We start from the raw sequence: 17,924 nt of genomic DNA, 5'->3' as shown, positions 1-17,924 counted from the left end.
AGCGCCGCCATCAGGCAGCCAATTGCCGGCAAGACGATCAGACCAGCGACCAGAGCGCAAACAATCAAAATTGCAGTGCGTCGCACCGACGCTAGCGCGTTCTGCACCATCGTCATCGGATTGAACGCTAGAGTGGTGCCCAACTTCACCAGGCTGCCCATCGATGGCATTCAATGCGTCCTCAGCGGGTGAAGAGTTTGGAGATGGCAAAGCCACCGACGAAGGCAATCAGCAGACTGGAGACGGGCCAGTCCTGAACATGCTGACCGACAGCCTCTGCGGAACGCTGAGTTTGTTTTGACACCCGCCATAGATGTCGGAGGCGCTGCCGCTAATCTTTTCGGCTGCGTTCTGTCCGATCCGACTTCCCTCTCGTATGGCCAGATCCTTCATCTCTTTGATGAGAGCCGCCACGTCACTTTTCAAAACCGCAAGATCATCTGCGACGTCTTTGGAAGTCGATGAGGCACTCCCCGCTTGAACGTCGCTCATGTCTACTTCCTGACGATAAAATAGATGAGGAAATTGGGCGATGCGGCGCGAACGCAATGACCGTGGTCCGAAGTTCCGGACACGAGGACCATCTTGACATAGACGTGATGCAGGTGGGGTTACTGGGCTGTTCTTGATGATGAACCTGCGGCTCAAAGAGGCGGGGGTTCGAAGATGATGAAGGCGGGACCTGCTGGCGATGAAGACGGCTAAGGCAACTTCGTGATGGGCTTTGGCTCGGACCAGTCCCTAATCGGTTCCCAACCGTCTTATAGTCAACCATCGGTATCAAGGCCGCTAATCGTCGTTGTTTAGCTTTCACGGCGTTTGCTGTCTTGTGCGGTTCTCATGCGGCAGGGGCCGTGACGGTGGAATCATCCCTACCGCCAGCGAGGCCTCGCATAATTCTGTCGCACTATCGGATGGGCACGCCTTGTAAAGCCGCACCATCCGGTTCCACGCGGCCGAATTGGCGTCCTGCATCATGACCTGACCGGCGTTCCAACGTCCGCCAAAGGCCAGGCCTGCCAGCCAGGTGCCGCCACCCCAAGGCAACATGGCCGTCAGCATGAACCACAACAGCACGCCGCCCATCGCGCCGCATGCGCCCGCCGTCCAAAGCCATTGCTGCTGGTCCTGCTTGTCACGGGCGGACCTGATCATGCCGCGCAGCTCGCGCACGGTCCCGTCAAGCTGGGCCTGGCTATGCACCAGCCCACCCCGCGCGTCCTGCCCGATGTGGAGCAATTCCCGGCGCAGCTCGGCAGCCTGCCGCGCCGGTGTCGTGGCCAGCGCCGGAGCACGCTCCATCGCGTCCAGTCGCGCGGCGACACCTTTCAGCTCCTTCGCGATCGCCCCCAGCGTGAGGGTATAATCCGGGCCGGTATCGGTCGGCTTCTTCGCATCCTGCCCTTGGCGATAGACCAGCTCGACGCCACGCCGCAGCGCCGTCACCTCCTCGCGCAATGCCTCGAACGCCTGCTCAGCCCCGTCATGCTCCTGTGCTTCGTGCCCTGGCTCGATCCGGTCCATCGGCTTACAGGCTCATACCCATGTCGCGCCCCCGGCTAATGCCGAGCTCCCGCCGCAGCGTCCGGGTAACGTCGGCCTCGCGTGCCTGCACCACCTGGTCGAGCCGTGACCCCTTGTCCACACCCAGCTCCCGGCCGCGCTGCCGTAACAGGCGGTCCAGCGGCAGATCGCATTTCAGCTCCTTGGCGAACGCTTCCATCCGCGCGCCCACCTTCCGCTGGGCCTTCCAGTCGTACTCCTTCTCGGCCGCTTCATAGGCCCGCTCCAGCGTATCCCACGTCCGCACCGCCGCTCGGCCACGCTCGTCCAGATTAAGCCGCGCACGCCGCTCGATACTGATCGCCGTCCCCAGCGCCGCCATGCCGTCCGGCGTTGCGGCATCTCGCGCCAGCTCCGGCGCGCGCTCCAGCGCCGCACGCGCGTCACGCGGGAGGTTAGGCGCCAGAGCTTCCAGCCTCTGCTCAGCTCGTTCCAGCGCTTCCGCCTGATGCGCCAGCACCGGCAGATCGGCTGCCGTCATGCGGCCGGCATCCGCCCACGCCACGGCATAGGCCGTCAGTGCGCCCCGTAGTCGTTCCTCGCGCTCGATCTCCGGCGTTGTGCGAGGGAGTGACTCCATGGCCGTGACCGGCTCGGTCTGCCGCACTGGCTCGGCCTGGCGCAGTGTGTCCTGTTCAGCCCTGAGCTTCAGCCCGGTAAACCGGCTCCGCCGGGGGGTCGACGTCGTCGCTTCGCGCTCAGGCTGGTGTGCCACCTCGCGCACCACGATCGCGCTTTCTGGCCGCAGCGGGTCGAGCCCGCGCCGCTCGGCATAGCGCCGCGACAGCTCGTCACCCTCGCGATCCCGGTCATAGTCGAGACTGGTATCCTTCGCCCGCTCCCGGCTGAGCGCACGCGTCAGCTTGGCCAGATCGGCAAAGTCCTCTTGGGCGTAGTGCAGCGCCACCCCGTCCCGGTGCCGCGTCAGCCCGACATAGGCCGCATGCCGGTCCATGTGCGGCGTCACCAACACATGCGCCCGATCAACGGTGACCCCCTGCGCCTTGTGCACCGTCGCCGCATAGCCGTGGTCGATATGCGCGTAATCCCCGAGGGCGAACGTCACCTCGCGCACGTTCCCTCCCTGCGCCTGTCCTGGTGCCGCCGCGCCATCAAGCCGGACGGTAAACCGCTGCCCCTCGGCGTCGATCGCCAGCACCGTGCCCAACGAGCCGTTCTTCACCGCCACCCCGTCCCGCCGGTCGTCATGCCCGCCAAGCCCGCGCTCGTTCCTCTGGAACATGATCCGGTCGCCTGCGGCAAAGGCCCGTGCGCCGCGCTCCGTCTGCACCACCTGGTCGGGCATCCGCAGCTCGCCGGCCGCCCGCAGTTGCGCACGGGCCAGATCGTTCAGATCCCGCACGTCGGCGCGCGTGTAGGCGAGGATGACCCGGCTCTCCTCCGGTTGCTGCCGCCGCGCCGCATCCCAGCTCGCGACAAGTGCCCCGCGCGCTTCCGCACGCGTGTCGGACGCCACCACCATGCCCGCCGCCGCATACCGCGCCAGTGCCTGCTCCGTCCGTCCGGTCGCCAGCTCACGCGTCGCTTCGCGCTGCCACGCCTCGTGCTGCCGGCGCACCGTCGTGATTTCGGCCGCGCCATGCCGCTCCGCCAACGCCCGAAATGCGGCCCCTGCCTCGATCGCCTGCAATTGCTCGGGATCACCGATCAGCACGACCTTAGCTCCGGCCGCCTGCGCGGCAGACAGCACCCGCTCCATCTGCCGCGAGCCGATCATCCCGGCCTCGTCGATCACCAGCACATCCTGGCGGGTAAGGGGCTCGCGCCCTTCCTTCCAGGCGTATTCGAGACTGGCGATGGTACGCGAAGCGATCCTCGAACCTTTCTCAAGCCCCTCGGCCGCGATGCCCGACAGCGCAAGCCCGCGCACCTGAAAACCCTCCGCCTCCCAGGTCGCGCGTGCCACCCCCAGCATCGTGCTTTTGCCGCTGCCGGCGTAGCCCACAACAAGCGAAAGGTCCGGCCCCGACGTGACGTGCTTAAACGCCGCGCGCTGCTCCTCTTCCAGCACCAGCCCGCCGCGCTCCGCCGCCTTCACCGCCCGCCACCCAGCGACCTGCAACACGCGATGCCCATCACGATCGGAGAGCAGGCGCGCCGCCCTTTCCATCCGTCGCTCGGCGTCCAGCATGTCTTGAGTGGTGAACCGATCACGTCCGCGGCCGTCCTGGCCCAGCCGTACCAGCTCCGGCGCCGCTTCCACCTTCGTCATCACCGCCGAAAACTGCGCGGCGCCATCCGTGTGACGGTCCACGAACCGCGCCAGCTCTTGCCGGGTGAAGGTGCTGTGCTGCTGCGTCAGCGCACGCAGCGCGATCGCAGGCTCGTCGAGCAGCTTATCTCCATTGCGCCGGGCAATCTCCCGGTGCTCAGCGGCCCGCTCCAACTGCTGTTGACGCTCATCCTCGCGGTAGGTTCCAACCGGCCCTATCTTGTGCTGCGGCTCAAGCTCGATCCCCTGCTCAGCATAGGAGCGATGATCGATGCGGATGTCGTGCCCCAACTCCAGCAACCGCGCATTCGCTAACTCGGCCCAACGCTCCCGCCATCCGGTCAACAGCCCCCGGTCATTCCACGCAATCACCTTCTTGCCGAACGCCCCTTCTTCCTTTCCCTCAAGCGCGCCTAGCCCTGGCAACACCTCCCTCATGGTGAGCATGACATGCGCGTGCGGCTGCTCGCCGCCATCTCGCGCCTGGGTCCAATGCACGTTCAGGTCGGCGACCATTCCGCGCGCGACAAACTGCTCATGCACGAAGTCCTGCGCCAGCCGGATCGCCTCCGCTTTCCCGAGCTCTCGTGGCAGGGAGATTTCAATGTCACGGGCAAGCTGCGCGTCCTTGCGTTTCTCTCCAGCCTCGACCTCGTTCCAGAGCGTGCCGCGGTCGGCCCAGCGTGCGGGCGCGCCGTCCGGCAGCATGATCTCGCGATGCACGACGCCAGCCTTGTCGGAGTAGTCATGGTTGCGGTCGCGCTTGTCGTCGTGCAGCCGCTCGCCAGCCCGGTAGGCCGCCGAAGCGATAGCGCTGCGTCCGCCAGAGCGGCCGATTACCTTGGCGGAGAAGTGGTAGATCGCCACGCAGCAGCTCCGGCTCCCACTAGACGGTGTCGAATCTAGCCAATTCTGCGCGGGTCATGCAATGACCTATAAGCGCGCATTTGCCTGATGACCTACGCTTACGCTCCGGTCTGCACATGATGCTTTTCGCGCGTAAGCGACAGCCGAAGGAGTTGGCCATAGGCTTGGGCGTTGCTAGAATCGGCGGCAGCTCACTGCTCTGGAACCCACCAATGGCCCGCAAACCACGCGACTATGATGCCGAACTCCAAGCGCTCATGGAGAAAGCCAAGAAGGTCAAAACACAGAAGACCACTCAGCTCGGCGAGCTGATCCAGGTCACCGGCGCAGATGCCCTCCCTATCGAGGCGCTCGCCGGCGCACTGCTCGCCGCTCTCGAACAATCCAAGAAACAACCCGAAGCCGTCGCGAGGTGGACCGAACGGGGGCAGACCTTCTTTCAGGAAGGTGGCAAACGGGGGAAGAAATCCTCAACCAGCAACCCTGCTCCATGACCTTCAGACAACAACAGCTCAGCTCCGGCGCCTGACCGTGCAAAGGAACAGAACGGAGGCCGCTCGTGCGCGGGATGATACCCGGCAATGGGTGCGAAATCGCCGTGAGCGCACGCGCCACCTCATCGAACTCGGTGGCCTCGTTCAAAAGGCCGGGCTGGTCGAACTCGTCAACGATGATCGCGCCACTCTGCTTGGCGCCTTTTTGGACATCGCACAAAGGCTTCAGGAAGACGGGCAATCGGAAGAAGGAACCGTCGCCGACCTCTGTGCCAGATGGCGCCGACGGGGACTGCGCGCCTTCGATGCGGATAAGGAGGCGGCTGGCGCTGAGGTAATGCACCTGAGGCAGGAAGAGCCGCTGGGAATGGAGGTGCGGGAGTAATTTCAGCTTGCTCGCTTCCGCTGCGACTTGCGTCCACTTCTCGATAAGTGTCCGCTCGCGCTCGGCAGCGTCTATGGCGCGGCACCTTTGATCGGCGGTTTCGACAGACCAGATGGCCGGTCGCTGACCCATGACGATCGGATTCCGCTCGTCATAGTTTCGCAGAGTGTGATTTCCAGGCGAAGACGCTGGGAGCCTGAGGCCGTCATCAACGGCTCAGGACTCGCCTTATATCCCACTCCGCGCGCTTATCGGACCCAACCGCGAAGCTCGCTCAAAGATGTTGCAAAGCATAGGCTAGGCAAGAATTTGGAGCCCGTGCTTCTGGACGATGCTCAGCAACTTTAGCGCAGCGCCGCTCGGCTTCTTGGCCCCAGTCTCCCACTTTTCGACCGTGCTTTCGCTCGTGTTGAGGTAGCGCGCGAACACGGGCTGACTGACCTTGTTGCTCTCGCGCAGCTGCTTGATTGCCGCTGGTGCGATGGTCGGCGTGATGGCCAAGCAGGTTTCATCGAAGTCTCTCATGGTCGCCTTGTCGATCGTGCCGACGCGATACATGCCGGCGGCGGCGCTGTGGACCGCCTCGAAGGCGTCGCTTTTGAACTTACGGCTCGCGGTCATTGCAAATCTCCACTAGCTCTTTGGCTTCCAGTTCCTTCCCGATCTCGATGTCCGTCTTTGCGGCGTAGAGGTCGGCCAGTTTGCGAAACGCCTTCAGTTCATCATCCTCAATGTTCGCCCGATCTTTCTTCGCAAAAAGGTAAGCGTAAACCCAATAGCGTCGACCCTTGGCGACAATGATGCTTCGATGCCTGTTCTTATCCAGGCGCTTCTTGAACACACCTCCTCCGAGGTCGTCGGCTTGGCCCTTCCGGACCTCTGCGATGGCTCTACAAAGCTCCTCATCGTTAACGAGCGCCTTGCGCGCTGCCTTGGCGAACCAGGCGGTCTTAAAAGCCCGCGCGGTTTCGTCAGCATCGGCCACAGCGTGGCATAGCACTTAGTGCTATCGGATGCAAGCACAAGTCTAGCCGAAGGCAGATGCTCGCAACGACCCAGGGGCTTATCCACTGCTCTAGTTCAAGTTCTCTTAGATTCTAACTTAAGGGCACGAATAACATAACAAAAACAGGAAGTTACGGCTTTGATTGTGACTCAACTGGGGCGTTGTAGTGACTCAACGGGTGCTCGGTTGTGACGAGATGGGGGTGTTCATGTGACTCAACGGGGGTGTCCTCTAGACGGCCAGGCGGCGTATGTTGTTGAGGATATCGCGCGTCCGGTAAGGTTTAGGGAGGAACACCGCTGGCGGATCCAACCCCTCAAGGCGCTCCCACAGCTGCGGGGCAAAACCAGAAACAACAAGCACTGCGATGCCGGGATGGAGTTCGCGAGCGCGCACGGCCACGTCAATGCCGTCCATTTTCCCGGGCGTCCGCACGTCAGTGAACACCACGTCGATAGCATCGGGGTCCCCAGCTTCTCAGCCGCCTCATCGCCGGCTGCCGCTTCTACGACACAGGCGCCGCCCGTGGCGGAGCTGGCACGTTCGCACGAAGCCTTGATGCCGCGCCCAGGATGCGGGGAGTTATAGCATTCATGAGGCCAGCAGGACGACGTCTGTTGGGGCGGAGGCGACCGTCGTTCAGGCTGATCGTCTGAGCCGCGAGGCGGTGTTTGGTACGCTCAACCTCGTCTTCGGCGTCTGGGAACTGTGTCGATAGCACGCCCGAGCGCCGAACCTATAACCTATCCCTTTCCTTCTTGCCCGGTGACCGCGAAGCTGTGCAAAAATGGCCATCTAGAAGTTGTCGGGGAGATCAGAGCTGGCTCCCTCTCGACGCTTCCGCAGTCTGCCCCCAGAAGCCGACCTTTCGACCGTGCTTGGCGCGCAGACGGCCGACGAAGCTTTCGTGCGTTTCGACGCCGCCGAAGTTGTGGATGCCCGGCGCGAGCGACACGCATTCTAGCAGGTGCCGGGACGCGTGCTTGTAGCGGGTAGACTTGGCCCCATTCAGCGTGTCCTCGATCATCGCCCGCCGAAGCAGTGTCGCCGCCATCGGGTATCGACCTTCGATCAGCTGCGCTGCCGGGTCGAGCAGGAAATATAGGTTCCCGTCGATCTCCTGCGTCCGTGTCATCACGAGCTGTGCTGCGCGGGCCTGATCTGGCCAGTCCCGGAAGAAGTTGAGCGCTGCCGCGAAGCTGCCGAACCCAAGCGCATGTTGCATCGCCCGGTCCTCGGCCTCGACGTCCTCGAAATCCGGCAGCCGTTTGAGGTACGCACGCAGATGCGTCGACGAGAGCCGCTCCTCGAATGCCGCCCAGCGAAGTCGCTGCGCGTGCTCCTGCTGGCCGGTCGCCTCGAGGGCTTCGATGTAGGCCTCCTCCCACGCGCTGTCAGCGCCATACCCTGCGAGCAACAGGGTGTCGTCGTCGGTGGCGCGGACAGTCCGCCGCTTCGGCCTGGCCAATTCCAGCGCGGCGAGTGCCTCGGCCGCCCGGCCAGCCGCGAGAAGCCGATGGCCGATCTCGGCACCTTTGTGCGGGTTGCTCCGCGCCGCCGCAGGCACCAGCGCGATGTAGGCGTCGATATCGCCCTGCCCGTCCGCGATGTCCTGCAGCGCCCGGCGCGCGGCCTCTACGCGCCCATCCCTTTGCCCCGGGCTCGGCCGCTTCGCGAGAGCCTGCACCAGCCGGCCTTTCAGATGAGATGCCCCGGCGTCGCCGAGGGCCGGGAGCATAGCCGGCATCAAGCTGTCATAGACGCCGTAGTCATTGGCCAGCAGCGCATCGTACACCCGGTCCGCGAGGGCCACCGGATCGGGCTTGGCCCGGACCGCGATTGCGCCGAGGTCCTCGCAGGCTGAGCGGAAGACATCCCCGACCGAGCCGTTGCTGTCGTCCACGCGATTGATCACCGGCTCGGCGAGGTTCAGGAACTGCCACATAAGGTCCAGTGCCAGGTCGGCGCGAGCGGGCGCGACGCGGTCCGTGATCATCGCCCGCTGCAGGTCGAGGTCACGCACAAAGTCCCGCCGCTTCTGCCAGTCGATGAATGATCGGGCAGACCTGAGTGCGGTGATGCGCTTGCCGATCTCGGCGGCGACGCTGTCGCCGCCTTCCTGCGCCGCGAGCTCCAGGCGCAGGCGGCGCTTGATCTCCGCATCCCCGTCGGCAAGCTCGACAAGGATCGTCGCAAGGCGCTCCGCTCCAAGGGCAGCCAGGTTGTCCGGGGTCACGGTCTTCTTGGACGGCATGCGGTCAGCGGCTCCAGAGGCCTTCGAACCGCCTGCCTACGGTGCGGGTGTAAAGGACGGTGTGCCTGGGGTCGCGATGGCCGAGATAGTCCTGGATGAGGCGCAGGTCGTGGCCTTTGTCGGCCAGCGCGAAGCCGCAGGAATGCCGGAGCGTATGCGGATGAACGCCGGGCAAGCTGGCGCGTTCGGCTGCGGCGCCGATGAGGTAGTTGACCGCCTGCCGGGTGAGCGGTTGGGAACGCTCGGAGATGAACAGCCAGAGCAGCGCATCGGTGCGAGTGGCAAGATAGCGCTTGATGGCGCGCAGTTCGTCGCCGGCGATTGGCTGCTCGACCGAGAGGCCGCCCTTGAGGCGGCTCACCCAGAGCCGTGCGCGGTCGAGGTCCAGTTCGTCGCGGCGCAGGCCCACGGCCTCGCTGACGCGCAGACCATGGCGGTAGGTCATGAGCAACAGCAGGTGGTCGCGTACGCCATGGTGGCCGACCTTGGCGGCATGCAGCAGCTTGGTCACCTCGGCTGGGGACAGCGATCGGCCGCGCCAGGATGCAGGCCAGGTTGGGATAGGCGGCGACGCTCCCGGCAACCGGATCAAGATGGTTTCCCAGGATGCCGGAACGGGTGAGCCCGTGGCTCGTGGCGAAACCGTCGGTATCTGATCCTGAATGATGAGGACTTCGAGAGCGTCAAGGTCGAGAGTTCCGCGATCATGTCGGTCGAGAAGTTGGGGGGCCCCATGACTAAGCTCAGCGATGCTATCTACGAGCGGAAGGTCTAATATCTGTGCGCGGAGCTATCCGTTTCGCGCGGCGCCCCCAGGAGCGAAGCTCTCACTGGGTAAGCCGATCGTCAAAGTCAAGATCACGGAGACCCAGGCGATATCATTGCGGTTTGATGCGCGCTGTCCGTTTGGCGATTGATTGCTGGGCTTCGAACATAACAGAAGGCCGATCGGCGTCATCCGGCAGGAGGTTGAAGCCGGGGTGCTTGTCATTGATCGCGCCGAGGGCTCGCGCGAACGGTCTATGCCTTGGTTCGGCACCGCCAGCCGCTGGTGTTCCTCGTCCGGGTGTGGGGTTAAGCGCGGGCCAATTGGGATGGGCGTTTTGCGACAGGCGGACGGGATGGGCGGAGCTTAATGCCGTCCTCGTCTACTGACACCCGAGCTTCTGGGTAGGCCGCGACAGCGGCGGACAAGGCCTCAATGAAGCGCGGTTTAAAGTGGCGAAGTTGAACGTAGCCCTCTCCGAATTGTCCGAATACAGCAGGCCAAGAGATGGGCGTTTCTCGCTCTAGTGTATGTAGCCGCCAGGCCAGCCACACGTACAGGTCCAGGGACATCGAGCGATCCCGAAGCTGTTTGATCGCTGTTTCTAGCACTGGAACAGGATGCTCTTTCAAAGCTTTGTAGAAAGTTGGATCGAGTTCTACCCGGTCCTCCCAGAGACTCTCCTGGCCAGACTCCTCGATTGCATGGAAGGACAAGCCGGACGTTACGATTCGTCCGGCAGACCATCCGGCGGAGCGGCGATCGCCCTCCCAAAAGAACTTTAACGAACACGCGCTGATTCGTGTCGCCTGCTCTCGAAAGGCTTTGGCTGTCTCACCCCCCACGGTGACGCCCATACGTTCTAGCCAAGCTCGCATCGAACGGCCCAGTTCAACCTCTCGGCTGCCTGTTCTGACGGCTTGCGTTTGGAGGTAAAGCAACACCATTCGAGCACGTGCGCCAAACGGAACGCCATAGAGCTTAGTCTCACCGCGGGAAAGCATATGACCTGGTTCTACGACTAAGGAGACACGGTGTCCGACCTTCTTCCACGTTTGATCATCGGCAAGGCGCTTGTGCGGAAGGGACGTTAGGCAAAAGCCCGTGTACGAAATCCCTACGGCTTGTGTCTCGTCGCCCATGACTTCGGCAGCGATATCAACAAGCGCTCGGCGGTGCTGAGGCACCATCTCACGTGCCCTGTCTTTGCCATGTAGTAGTACTAGACGATGCACTCCGGCAGCTGCGTCGTTGTCCACTATCTCGCCTCCGCCTCTTTCGCTGACATGTCTTTCTTTCACCTTGTAACAGTAGGCGTCAACTGTGGGGTTAAGCGCGAAGAGCTAGTAGAAGGTTAGTTGAATCTACTAGTTGTACAGTGCGCTTAACCCCACGGAATAAGTGCGAGTCGCGCTGCTTAACCCCACGGTTCCTGCGCTTAACCCCACGGGAAAACCTGGATGGCCTGGGGAGGAATTTCACTCAGCGCTTAACCCCACGGACAAACGGGGATGAATGAAGCTGGCCCGAGTCGCATTTGCTCCAAGCTGCCCAAAATTCCCAGGTTCAAGTGCTTCGAGACACTTCACGATTGGACGGGGGTCAGAGACCTGAAGATGTGAGGCTCAAGAGTAGCGGTCCCTCCCCCCCTTTCTAGCCCCGCTTTGATCGGCAGCAACACGAGAGCGGAAGAAAGTTAACTCCGATTGCTGCCCCTTCGCCGCGGTGGCGGCCTGTCCTCCAAGTCGCGCCCGGCTACCTCAATCCCACGGAATGCCAGAGCCTCCGCAATCACCCGCCGTTGTGTTGTGCCCTGTTGAAGGGCGTAGTCGGCAAGGGCGTCCAATGTGGCTTCGGTAAGCCGAACCGACAGCATTGCAGATTTTTCCGCGCCATTGGTCCGCGCGATCGCCGAGGGCTGTTGAGGCGCCGCCGCCCCGGCGATCCGCAGCATTTCGTTGGGCGAGGCCGCCGGCGCTTGTCGCGTGCTTTTGAGACCCTTCATCGTCCCAACCTCGTCGTCTTGACGTATTTCGTCTTGACACTTGTCGTATTGTCAACCGCCGCTGGAAGGAATCCGATCGTCCGCAGCTCGGCGATAAGCGCAGCGGCTTCTGCGCCTGCCTTGCCCGTGGGCATGCGGCCGGAAAAGCCCATCTCGCCATAGGCCACCAGGTCCGACAGTCCAGCTTCTAGCTTCGGCAGCGGGCCAGCCTCGGCCGCAGCGTGCCGTGAGAGAGCGGTCGAGGACCGGACACGGTTTAGAACCACGCGGGATGGAATCTCCCGACGAGCAGCGGATGCGACACCGGCCACCAGCTCGACGGTCCGGGCTGCCTCCGTCACGTCCCCCTCCCCCGGCACCATCGGAATCAGCACCGCATCTGCTGCAGTCATGGCCACGGTTGCTGCGCGGTTTCCGAAGCCCGCGGTGTCCACCACGACGACATCAGCCTCTTGCGCAACGCGGTGGATTAAGTGAGCGAGGCGCGCCTCGTCAGCCTCGTGATGACACGCAAAGGTAGGTCCCTCATAAAGTCGTGTCGCCCAGCGTGACAGGCCGCCGGTCGGGTCGGCGTCGAGTGCGATTACGTTGACACCCTCTGACGCCAGACTGCAGACGATCAACTCAGCCATGGTCGTCTTGCCGGGACCGCCCTTTGAGCTCGCAATGGTCAGAATCATCATCGTTGCCTCCCCAATAAGGCGGATATTAATGTGTATTGACGTATTGCGGCAAGCGTCTTGTGGCTGGCGGCATACATCAAGACACTAATTGCCTCTGCCTGGGCCAATCGGTGTAAAACTGCGTTACAAAGTGCGACAGGCCGTCGCCTGCGCTGTATCCGCCTAGCGCGCCTTGGGGCCGGCGACGATCAGGTCACATCGCTCTCGGAGGTACGTCATGCGTATTGACGTATTGCTGCATGACACCCTTCGTCCAGCATCATTTATTGGGTAACTGCGCCCGCTGGCCACGCTGAATCGCTTCGGGCTTTTGGCACCCCAATCCTATTTCGCGTCATGCGTCATGCGCGTCTGCAAAAGGGGCGACATTTGGCCGCTGTCTGTTATTTTGGTAGGGCCGGGGAACAATGACTTGCCTCCCGTTAGGCACGGTAACAAACACTTACCGTGCCTAAGCTAGCGGAGAGGGCGGGTTGCCACAATAAAACGGGGATAGGCTTCTTGGGCTATTGCCTCCGGAGCCCTTTCCGTGTGTATAATGCGCACAATGAGCGCTGAGCTGATCTCTATCGGCATGGAACCCGAGGACGGTATCATCTGGGTCTATGGTATCAGCGAAACGCCATCATGGCCTTTATCGACGAAGGCATAGAGGAGCTCAAAAACCTCCTCGAAATGCATCGTCAGGACCCCGACCTATTCGCGTAACCATCGTCGCCTGCGGCCTACAGCGGATGGCTACAACTCATCATCGTATGCCGCCTTTGATATGGGCTGTAGTAATTGCCGGAACTCGGTCAAGCGAGGATGGGCACAGGCCGGAATTTTCAAAGGCAATTATCGGGCCTTCCAGTGTTTGAACGAGCTGCTGAACCGATATTAACCTGTCCCTCGTGAATTGGAGGATCTGCTGGCCGGCCAAGTTTATCTAAGTTGATTGTTAGGTTTTTTGCTCCCGAGGTCTCATATATGTTAGCGCCATAGTTGCCGTTGAAAGAATTCTGTCGTGCCTTCTGATGATTCCCATGAAGCCAATACGCGGGGGATCGAAAGGAGCCATAGACGAAATTTCCCGATACGATCACGTTATCACCACCTACAGAGATTGGAGCGACGTCAATTGGTTTGGCAATTAAACCATCCACGACATTCGCGACTAGCACCACGTTCGATGGCCGCCCACCAGAGTCATTGCTGACCACGATTCCTTGGCCAAAGGTTTTTCCACTAATTAGATTGTTGAGGATGGCTATTTCTGAACTCGATCCGGAGATCTTGATCCCGACGTTACCCTCATGACACGCACTAATATCGTTGTGGGCAACGACAACACTGGATGAGCCGGATCCAAAGGGGCCAAGTCCATTCAGCCACAATGCGGCTCCGGCATGCCCTCGCACTAGGAGTCGATTGTAGGAAAAGACACCCCCTTTCGCGACACCGGGATCATTCTCCGCTGTATTCGTACCTGTAAACAAAATGCCGTATAAGTTTGTATCGCAGCTCGTATTGATAACACGGACGGAACTTGACGATTCCCAGTGGTCCCAACAGGCATTGGCCATCCCCACTGCGCGGCTGTTTCCAATAGCTGTGTCCACATCCCCCTCGAAGGCCGTGCAGTCACCGCCCCCTAAACATGTCACGTTGTTGATTCGGATACGTCGAGCCATTCTAAAGGCGATTGAATGGAATGATCCAGGTTCCTGAATCGCTCGAGCATCAAGGGTGACATTCTCCACGATCAACCCATGATCTATTCTACCTGTGGCATTCCAATTAGGATTTCTAACCATTGCCCGGCTTGATCCAGGGTAGCCAACTCCCCAGTTCCGGCAGGCGCGCAATATGGCTCCCGGTCCGTCGGCAATCAGATGATATAAACGTATGGTTGAACAAGTTACATAGGTCCGCCCGGCGGTCAGTCTAACAAAACCGAAGCGGCCTGCTTCTAATAAAGAGTGTGTATCATCGGGGTCCGACGAGCGCTTAAACTCCTCAGGTCTAACATAATCTTCTCCTGGCTCCGACCGACTCAGGTCGGAGATCTTGCTAGTAGAACTACCCTGGGATTCTGTGGCACCGATCGTTACGATGGGGAGGAAGGCAACTAGTGCTAGGAGCCGCACTCTTACTAACCAGGACATCGACTTTCTCTGCGTGCCATTTCAAGTTCTGGATTCAAGAAGACATAGGCCCGCAGGTAAATGACGAGCTGGAAAGTCGGCTATGTCAACATCATCCATGATGATGTTGCTGGAACGCTAAACCCATGAACTTCTGGTCGATGCTCCCGCGAGCAAGGCACTGCTTTGCTCGCTCTCTATCAGCCAAAAGACACGCTGTGACAATTAGTGGTGATGATCCAAATCCGAGACAGCGATTGTCGTTCCGTCGTGAAGCTTAATCATGTCTGTGCTGCCAACGAAATCATTAATCGCAACGGTCAGTTTTACATCACTGGCATGGTGGGAGGGTAACAGCTCGCTGAGACCGTGGCTCTGATTCGAAAGGAAGCCGTACAGGTCTCCGCTTGTTCCCGTGCTGCCGTGCACTAGCCTAGTGGAGCTCCAGCCGCCAGTAAGCGTGTTATTTCCAAATGCACCTTGGTAAGCCGGAGAATTGTGCTCGCCGCCAAACAGCGTTGCCCCATGTTCTCCTCCGCTAACCGTCATCGCGCCGTACCCACCTATAAATGGGCTGCTAAACGGGTTGTGGCCTACCTCGTGTCCGTGGCCGCCTGTGAAGTTTGACGCGTGAGAACCGCCGCATATTGTAGTATCCGTCATCTTCTCACCTCATCGAAGACCCCAGTCGTGCCTAAGTACGGCCAACGTCGAGCATCTCGTTCTAGAATTATTGGCTAAAGGTAGACCAGTATTTACCCTCAACAGAGGGCTTCTCGACCATTACTAGATGCTCTGCGTTTCCACAGATCCGATCTGTCAGCTAAAGCTTGATTCACGGCCTCGGTCGTATCCGCAACAGAGAATCAATCAATTACCTCGCCGCGTCGCCCAGGGCAACCCGTTTCGACGCAGAATGTTAAATTTTTATCACATTCTTCTGGAATGAACGAAACAACAGTCCCGCATCATTTATCGGAGTCCAATAAGCGAGACGGCGCCCACCTATTGTGTTCACGCGCCGAATTTGAGTTTAATACTGCTGATTGAACCAGCTGCGCTGGTTCGGCTAGGTAGAGTGGCTACACCCGGTGACCTCGACGCATTTGTACCCGTCGCGGCTTTAATAGCAGTTGTAGCGCAACCTATACGCGAGGCGTCCTTCATGATTTTCCCGGCGCTAGCGCTGGAGTTCCATGCCTAGAGTCGCGTCCATATCTGCATCGGGCGTTAGTGAACCTTGCTACCGGAGGAAACGACGTGGGCTATCTCAATTCGACGAACGGCCACTTTCAAGGCCTTTCTCTAACGGCGCGACATAGGACGCCCCGAGGGGAAGGCAACGGGTGCTGCAAGGAGAGTGACTAGTGGCGAACGCGCCGCAACTTCACTGGTTGCCGATTGAGAGCGAGGTTCGACGGGGGATCAAGATGCTCGCCACCGCTAGCGATCCGCTGAAGGCTGCAATCGCGCTTGCCAATACGCGCCTCGACTTTTTGTCAACCAATGCATTGGATGACATTGTGCGTCGGGTGTGCGACGTCGAGCACCTTGGAGAGATCGGGACTCGGCCAGTTAGATTGGCGATACTAGGTTCCTCGACACTTTCGCACCTGCATGCTGCTATTCGTGTAGCAGCGCTACGTCGCAGTATCTGGATCACGACTTATGAAACCGCTTACGGCCAGTACCTTCAGGAGCTGATGGATCCTGACTCAGGGCTTCACCAGTTCAATCCGACGACCATTCTGTTTTCGTTTGACGCCCATCACGTAGCTCGAAACGTGGATCGCGCGCTTAGTAGCCAAGATGCCGAGGCGACACTTAATAGCGCCCTCGATCGGATCCGGCACTGCTGGGCACTCGCGCGCCGAAGCTTCCAATGCACTATATTGCAGCAAACTGTCCTCAACTCCCTACCCACACTATTGGGAAGTAACGAACATCGTCTGCCCGACTCGCGCCGCTACATGGTCGAGAAGCTCAATTTCGCGCTTCGTTTGCAAGCCGATGAGATGGGAGTCGACCTGATGGCGCTAGATGCACACGTCCACAAGGATGGAGTTCTTGCTTGGCATGACCCAGCACTGTGGCACCGTTCCAAGCAAGACGTGGCACCGCCGGCGGCCCCACTATACGGCGATTTGGTTGCGCGGCTTATTGCGGCGCAGCAAGGACGGTCTGCTAAGTGTTTAGTACTCGATCTGGATGACACGATTTGGGGCGGCACCATTGGAGAAGATGGGCTTGATGGGATCGTTGTTGGCCAAGGTAGTCCGTTAGGAGAAGGATTCGCCGCGGTGCAAGCCTATGCTCAGAGCCTTAAGAGACGCGGCGTCATTTTGGCAGTGTGCTCGAAAAACGACGAGATGACCGCCGCGATCCCATTCGAAAAACATCCGGAAATGTTGTTGCGAAGAGAAGACGTGGCCTGCTTTTGTGTTAACTGGAACGACAAGGCGTCGAACCTTCGACATGTGGCACGAGAGCTCAATATTGGGCTAGAATCGCTTGTTTTCGTAGACGACAGCCCATTCGAACGCGCGCTCGTCCGCCAGGAACTTCCAATGGTAGCTGTGCCAGAGGTCCCCAGTGACCCGGCTCTCGTTCCGCAAACCTTGGCGGACGCTGGCTATTTCGAGAGCTTAGCGGTAACAGACGAAGATCGATCGCGCGCTGGGCAGTATCAAGCCAACACGGTTCGTAGTTTATTGGCGGACACGTCCACGGATCTCGATTCTTATCTTCAGAGTCTTGAGATGGAGCTTCGATGGAAACATTTTGATAGAATTGGACTGGAGCGTGTAGTACAACTCATCAACAAGACGAATCAGTTTAACCTGACCACCCTCCGATACACAAGGGAGGACGTAATGGCAGTAATGGAAGATAGTAGCGCATTTGGACTGCAGCTACGTCTCATTGACCGCTTCGGTGACAACGGCATCATCGCCATCATTATAGGTCGTCTGCAGGGCGATAAAGACGTACTAATCGACACATGGCTTATGAGCTGCCGCGTACTTGGTCGAGGCGTGGAGCAATCCACGCTAAAGCTCATCGTTGACCATGCCCGAGCCCTAGGCGCTAAGCGGCTGGTCGGCGATTTCAGACCGACAAGTAAAAACAAAATGGTCGAAGACCTTTATCCTAGACTAGGCTTCGACATTGTGGCCACCTATGATGACGGATGCTGCATAGGCGTGCTGGACCTCGGGGTATCCGTACTGGCTAACCCGTTGATAAAGACTAGGGAGATCTAGCCGCATGACTGAGTCGGAACTTTATGATGTACTCACCGAAGTCTTCAACGACGTGTTTCTTCGAGACGACCTTGTGTTGAGACCGGATATGACGGCTGAGGACGTACCCGGCTGGGATAGTTTCCGACAGATCGACATTATAATGGCGGTCGAGCAGCGTTTCGGTGTCAAGCTTGAGACTCGTGAAATCGACGGCCTCAACAATGTGGGCGACCTAGTGAATGTACTTACCACGAAGACTGGTGATGGAAGACCGGCTTAAGACGCTATGCCATTGCG

Annotated in this window: 15 protein-coding genes; 4 read left to right on the top strand and 11 right to left on the bottom strand. The window is 60.0% G+C overall.

Features of this window, described 5'->3' with window-relative positions; genetic code table 11:
- Positions 1-228: 228 nt before the first annotated feature.
- The 3 genes from GSQ83_RS17970 to traA all read right to left on the bottom strand — a co-directional run bounded on the left by GSQ83_RS17970 (position 229) and on the right by traA (position 4,663).
- Complete coding sequence (locus GSQ83_RS17970) at positions 229-492, bottom strand: hypothetical protein (protein ID WP_158804276.1); 264 nt, start codon at positions 490-492, stop codon at positions 229-231.
- A gap of 318 nt (positions 493-810) precedes the next feature.
- The gene (locus GSQ83_RS17965; RefSeq protein WP_158804275.1) at positions 811-1,524 is read right to left on the bottom strand and encodes a DUF6118 family protein; all 714 of its coding nucleotides are present in this window, start codon (positions 1,522-1,524) and stop codon (positions 811-813) included.
- Between the two features lie 4 nt (positions 1,525-1,528).
- A complete protein-coding gene (gene traA / locus GSQ83_RS17960; RefSeq protein ID WP_158804274.1) occupies positions 1,529-4,663 on the bottom strand; it encodes a Ti-type conjugative transfer relaxase TraA in 3,135 nt (1,044 codons plus the stop codon).
- 212 nt (positions 4,664-4,875) lie between these two features.
- Here traA and GSQ83_RS17955 point away from each other — a divergent pair, with 212 nt between their 5' ends.
- Together GSQ83_RS17955 and GSQ83_RS17950 are read left to right on the top strand one after the other, a co-directional pair.
- Entirely contained in the window at positions 4,876-5,157 is a 282-nt protein-coding gene (locus GSQ83_RS17955; protein ID WP_158804273.1) for a conjugal transfer protein TraD, read from the top strand.
- A 37-nt stretch (positions 5,158-5,194) separates the two neighbouring features.
- Positions 5,195-5,542 carry a conjugal transfer protein TraD gene (locus GSQ83_RS17950; RefSeq protein WP_158804272.1) on the top strand — a complete coding sequence of 116 codons (348 nt, stop codon included), beginning with the start codon at positions 5,195-5,197 and terminating at the stop codon, positions 5,540-5,542.
- 297 nt (positions 5,543-5,839) lie between these two features.
- Here GSQ83_RS17950 and GSQ83_RS17945 read toward each other — a convergent pair whose 3' ends face one another.
- From GSQ83_RS17945 to GSQ83_RS17910, 8 genes are all read right to left on the bottom strand, one after another.
- Positions 5,840-6,163 carry a DNA-binding transcriptional regulator gene (locus GSQ83_RS17945; protein WP_158804271.1) on the bottom strand — a complete coding sequence of 108 codons (324 nt, stop codon included), beginning with the start codon at positions 6,161-6,163 and terminating at the stop codon, positions 5,840-5,842.
- The gene (locus tag GSQ83_RS17940; protein WP_158804270.1) at positions 6,147-6,527 is read right to left on the bottom strand and encodes a type II toxin-antitoxin system RelE/ParE family toxin; all 381 of its coding nucleotides are present in this window, start codon (positions 6,525-6,527) and stop codon (positions 6,147-6,149) included. The genes GSQ83_RS17945 and GSQ83_RS17940 overlap by 17 nt, the downstream gene beginning before the upstream one ends.
- A 252-nt stretch (positions 6,528-6,779) precedes the next feature.
- Positions 6,780-6,965 carry a hypothetical protein gene (locus GSQ83_RS17935; protein WP_158804269.1) on the bottom strand — a complete coding sequence of 62 codons (186 nt, stop codon included), beginning with the start codon at positions 6,963-6,965 and terminating at the stop codon, positions 6,780-6,782.
- 397 nt (positions 6,966-7,362) lie between these two features.
- Positions 7,363-8,802, bottom strand: coding sequence for a DUF6880 family protein (locus tag GSQ83_RS17930; RefSeq protein WP_158804268.1), 1,440 nt, complete (start codon positions 8,800-8,802; stop codon positions 7,363-7,365).
- Positions 8,803-8,806: 4 nt separating this feature from the next.
- Complete coding sequence (locus GSQ83_RS17925) at positions 8,807-9,385, bottom strand: tyrosine-type recombinase/integrase (RefSeq protein ID WP_256367245.1); 579 nt, start codon at positions 9,383-9,385, stop codon at positions 8,807-8,809.
- 491 nt (positions 9,386-9,876) lie between these two features.
- Positions 9,877-10,572, bottom strand: a complete 696-nt coding sequence (locus tag GSQ83_RS17920; RefSeq protein ID WP_256367244.1) for a replication protein RepA — start codon at positions 10,570-10,572, stop codon at positions 9,877-9,879.
- Between the two features lie 997 nt (positions 10,573-11,569).
- Positions 11,570-12,256, bottom strand: coding sequence for a ParA family protein (locus tag GSQ83_RS17915; RefSeq protein WP_158804266.1), 687 nt, complete (start codon positions 12,254-12,256; stop codon positions 11,570-11,572).
- 827 nt (positions 12,257-13,083) lie between these two features.
- Positions 13,084-14,004 carry a hypothetical protein gene (locus GSQ83_RS17910; RefSeq protein ID WP_158804265.1) on the bottom strand — a complete coding sequence of 307 codons (921 nt, stop codon included), beginning with the start codon at positions 14,002-14,004 and terminating at the stop codon, positions 13,084-13,086.
- Positions 14,005-15,749: 1,745 nt separating this feature from the next.
- Here GSQ83_RS17910 and GSQ83_RS17905 point away from each other — a divergent pair.
- The gene (locus tag GSQ83_RS17905) at positions 15,750-17,645 is read left to right on the top strand and encodes an HAD family hydrolase (RefSeq protein WP_158804264.1); all 1,896 of its coding nucleotides are present in this window, start codon (positions 15,750-15,752) and stop codon (positions 17,643-17,645) included.
- Between the two features lie 4 nt (positions 17,646-17,649).
- Positions 17,650-17,907 carry an acyl carrier protein gene (locus GSQ83_RS17900; protein WP_158804263.1) on the top strand — a complete coding sequence of 86 codons (258 nt, stop codon included), beginning with the start codon at positions 17,650-17,652 and terminating at the stop codon, positions 17,905-17,907.
- Positions 17,908-17,924 lie beyond the last annotated feature (17 nt).

The sequence above is a fragment of the Acidisoma sp. L85 genome, from assembly GCF_009765865.1.
Taxonomy (GTDB): domain Bacteria; phylum Pseudomonadota; class Alphaproteobacteria; order Acetobacterales; family Acetobacteraceae; genus Acidisoma.
Note: the sequence above shows the minus strand (reverse complement) of the source record. Positions and strands in the feature narration are given on the sequence as shown.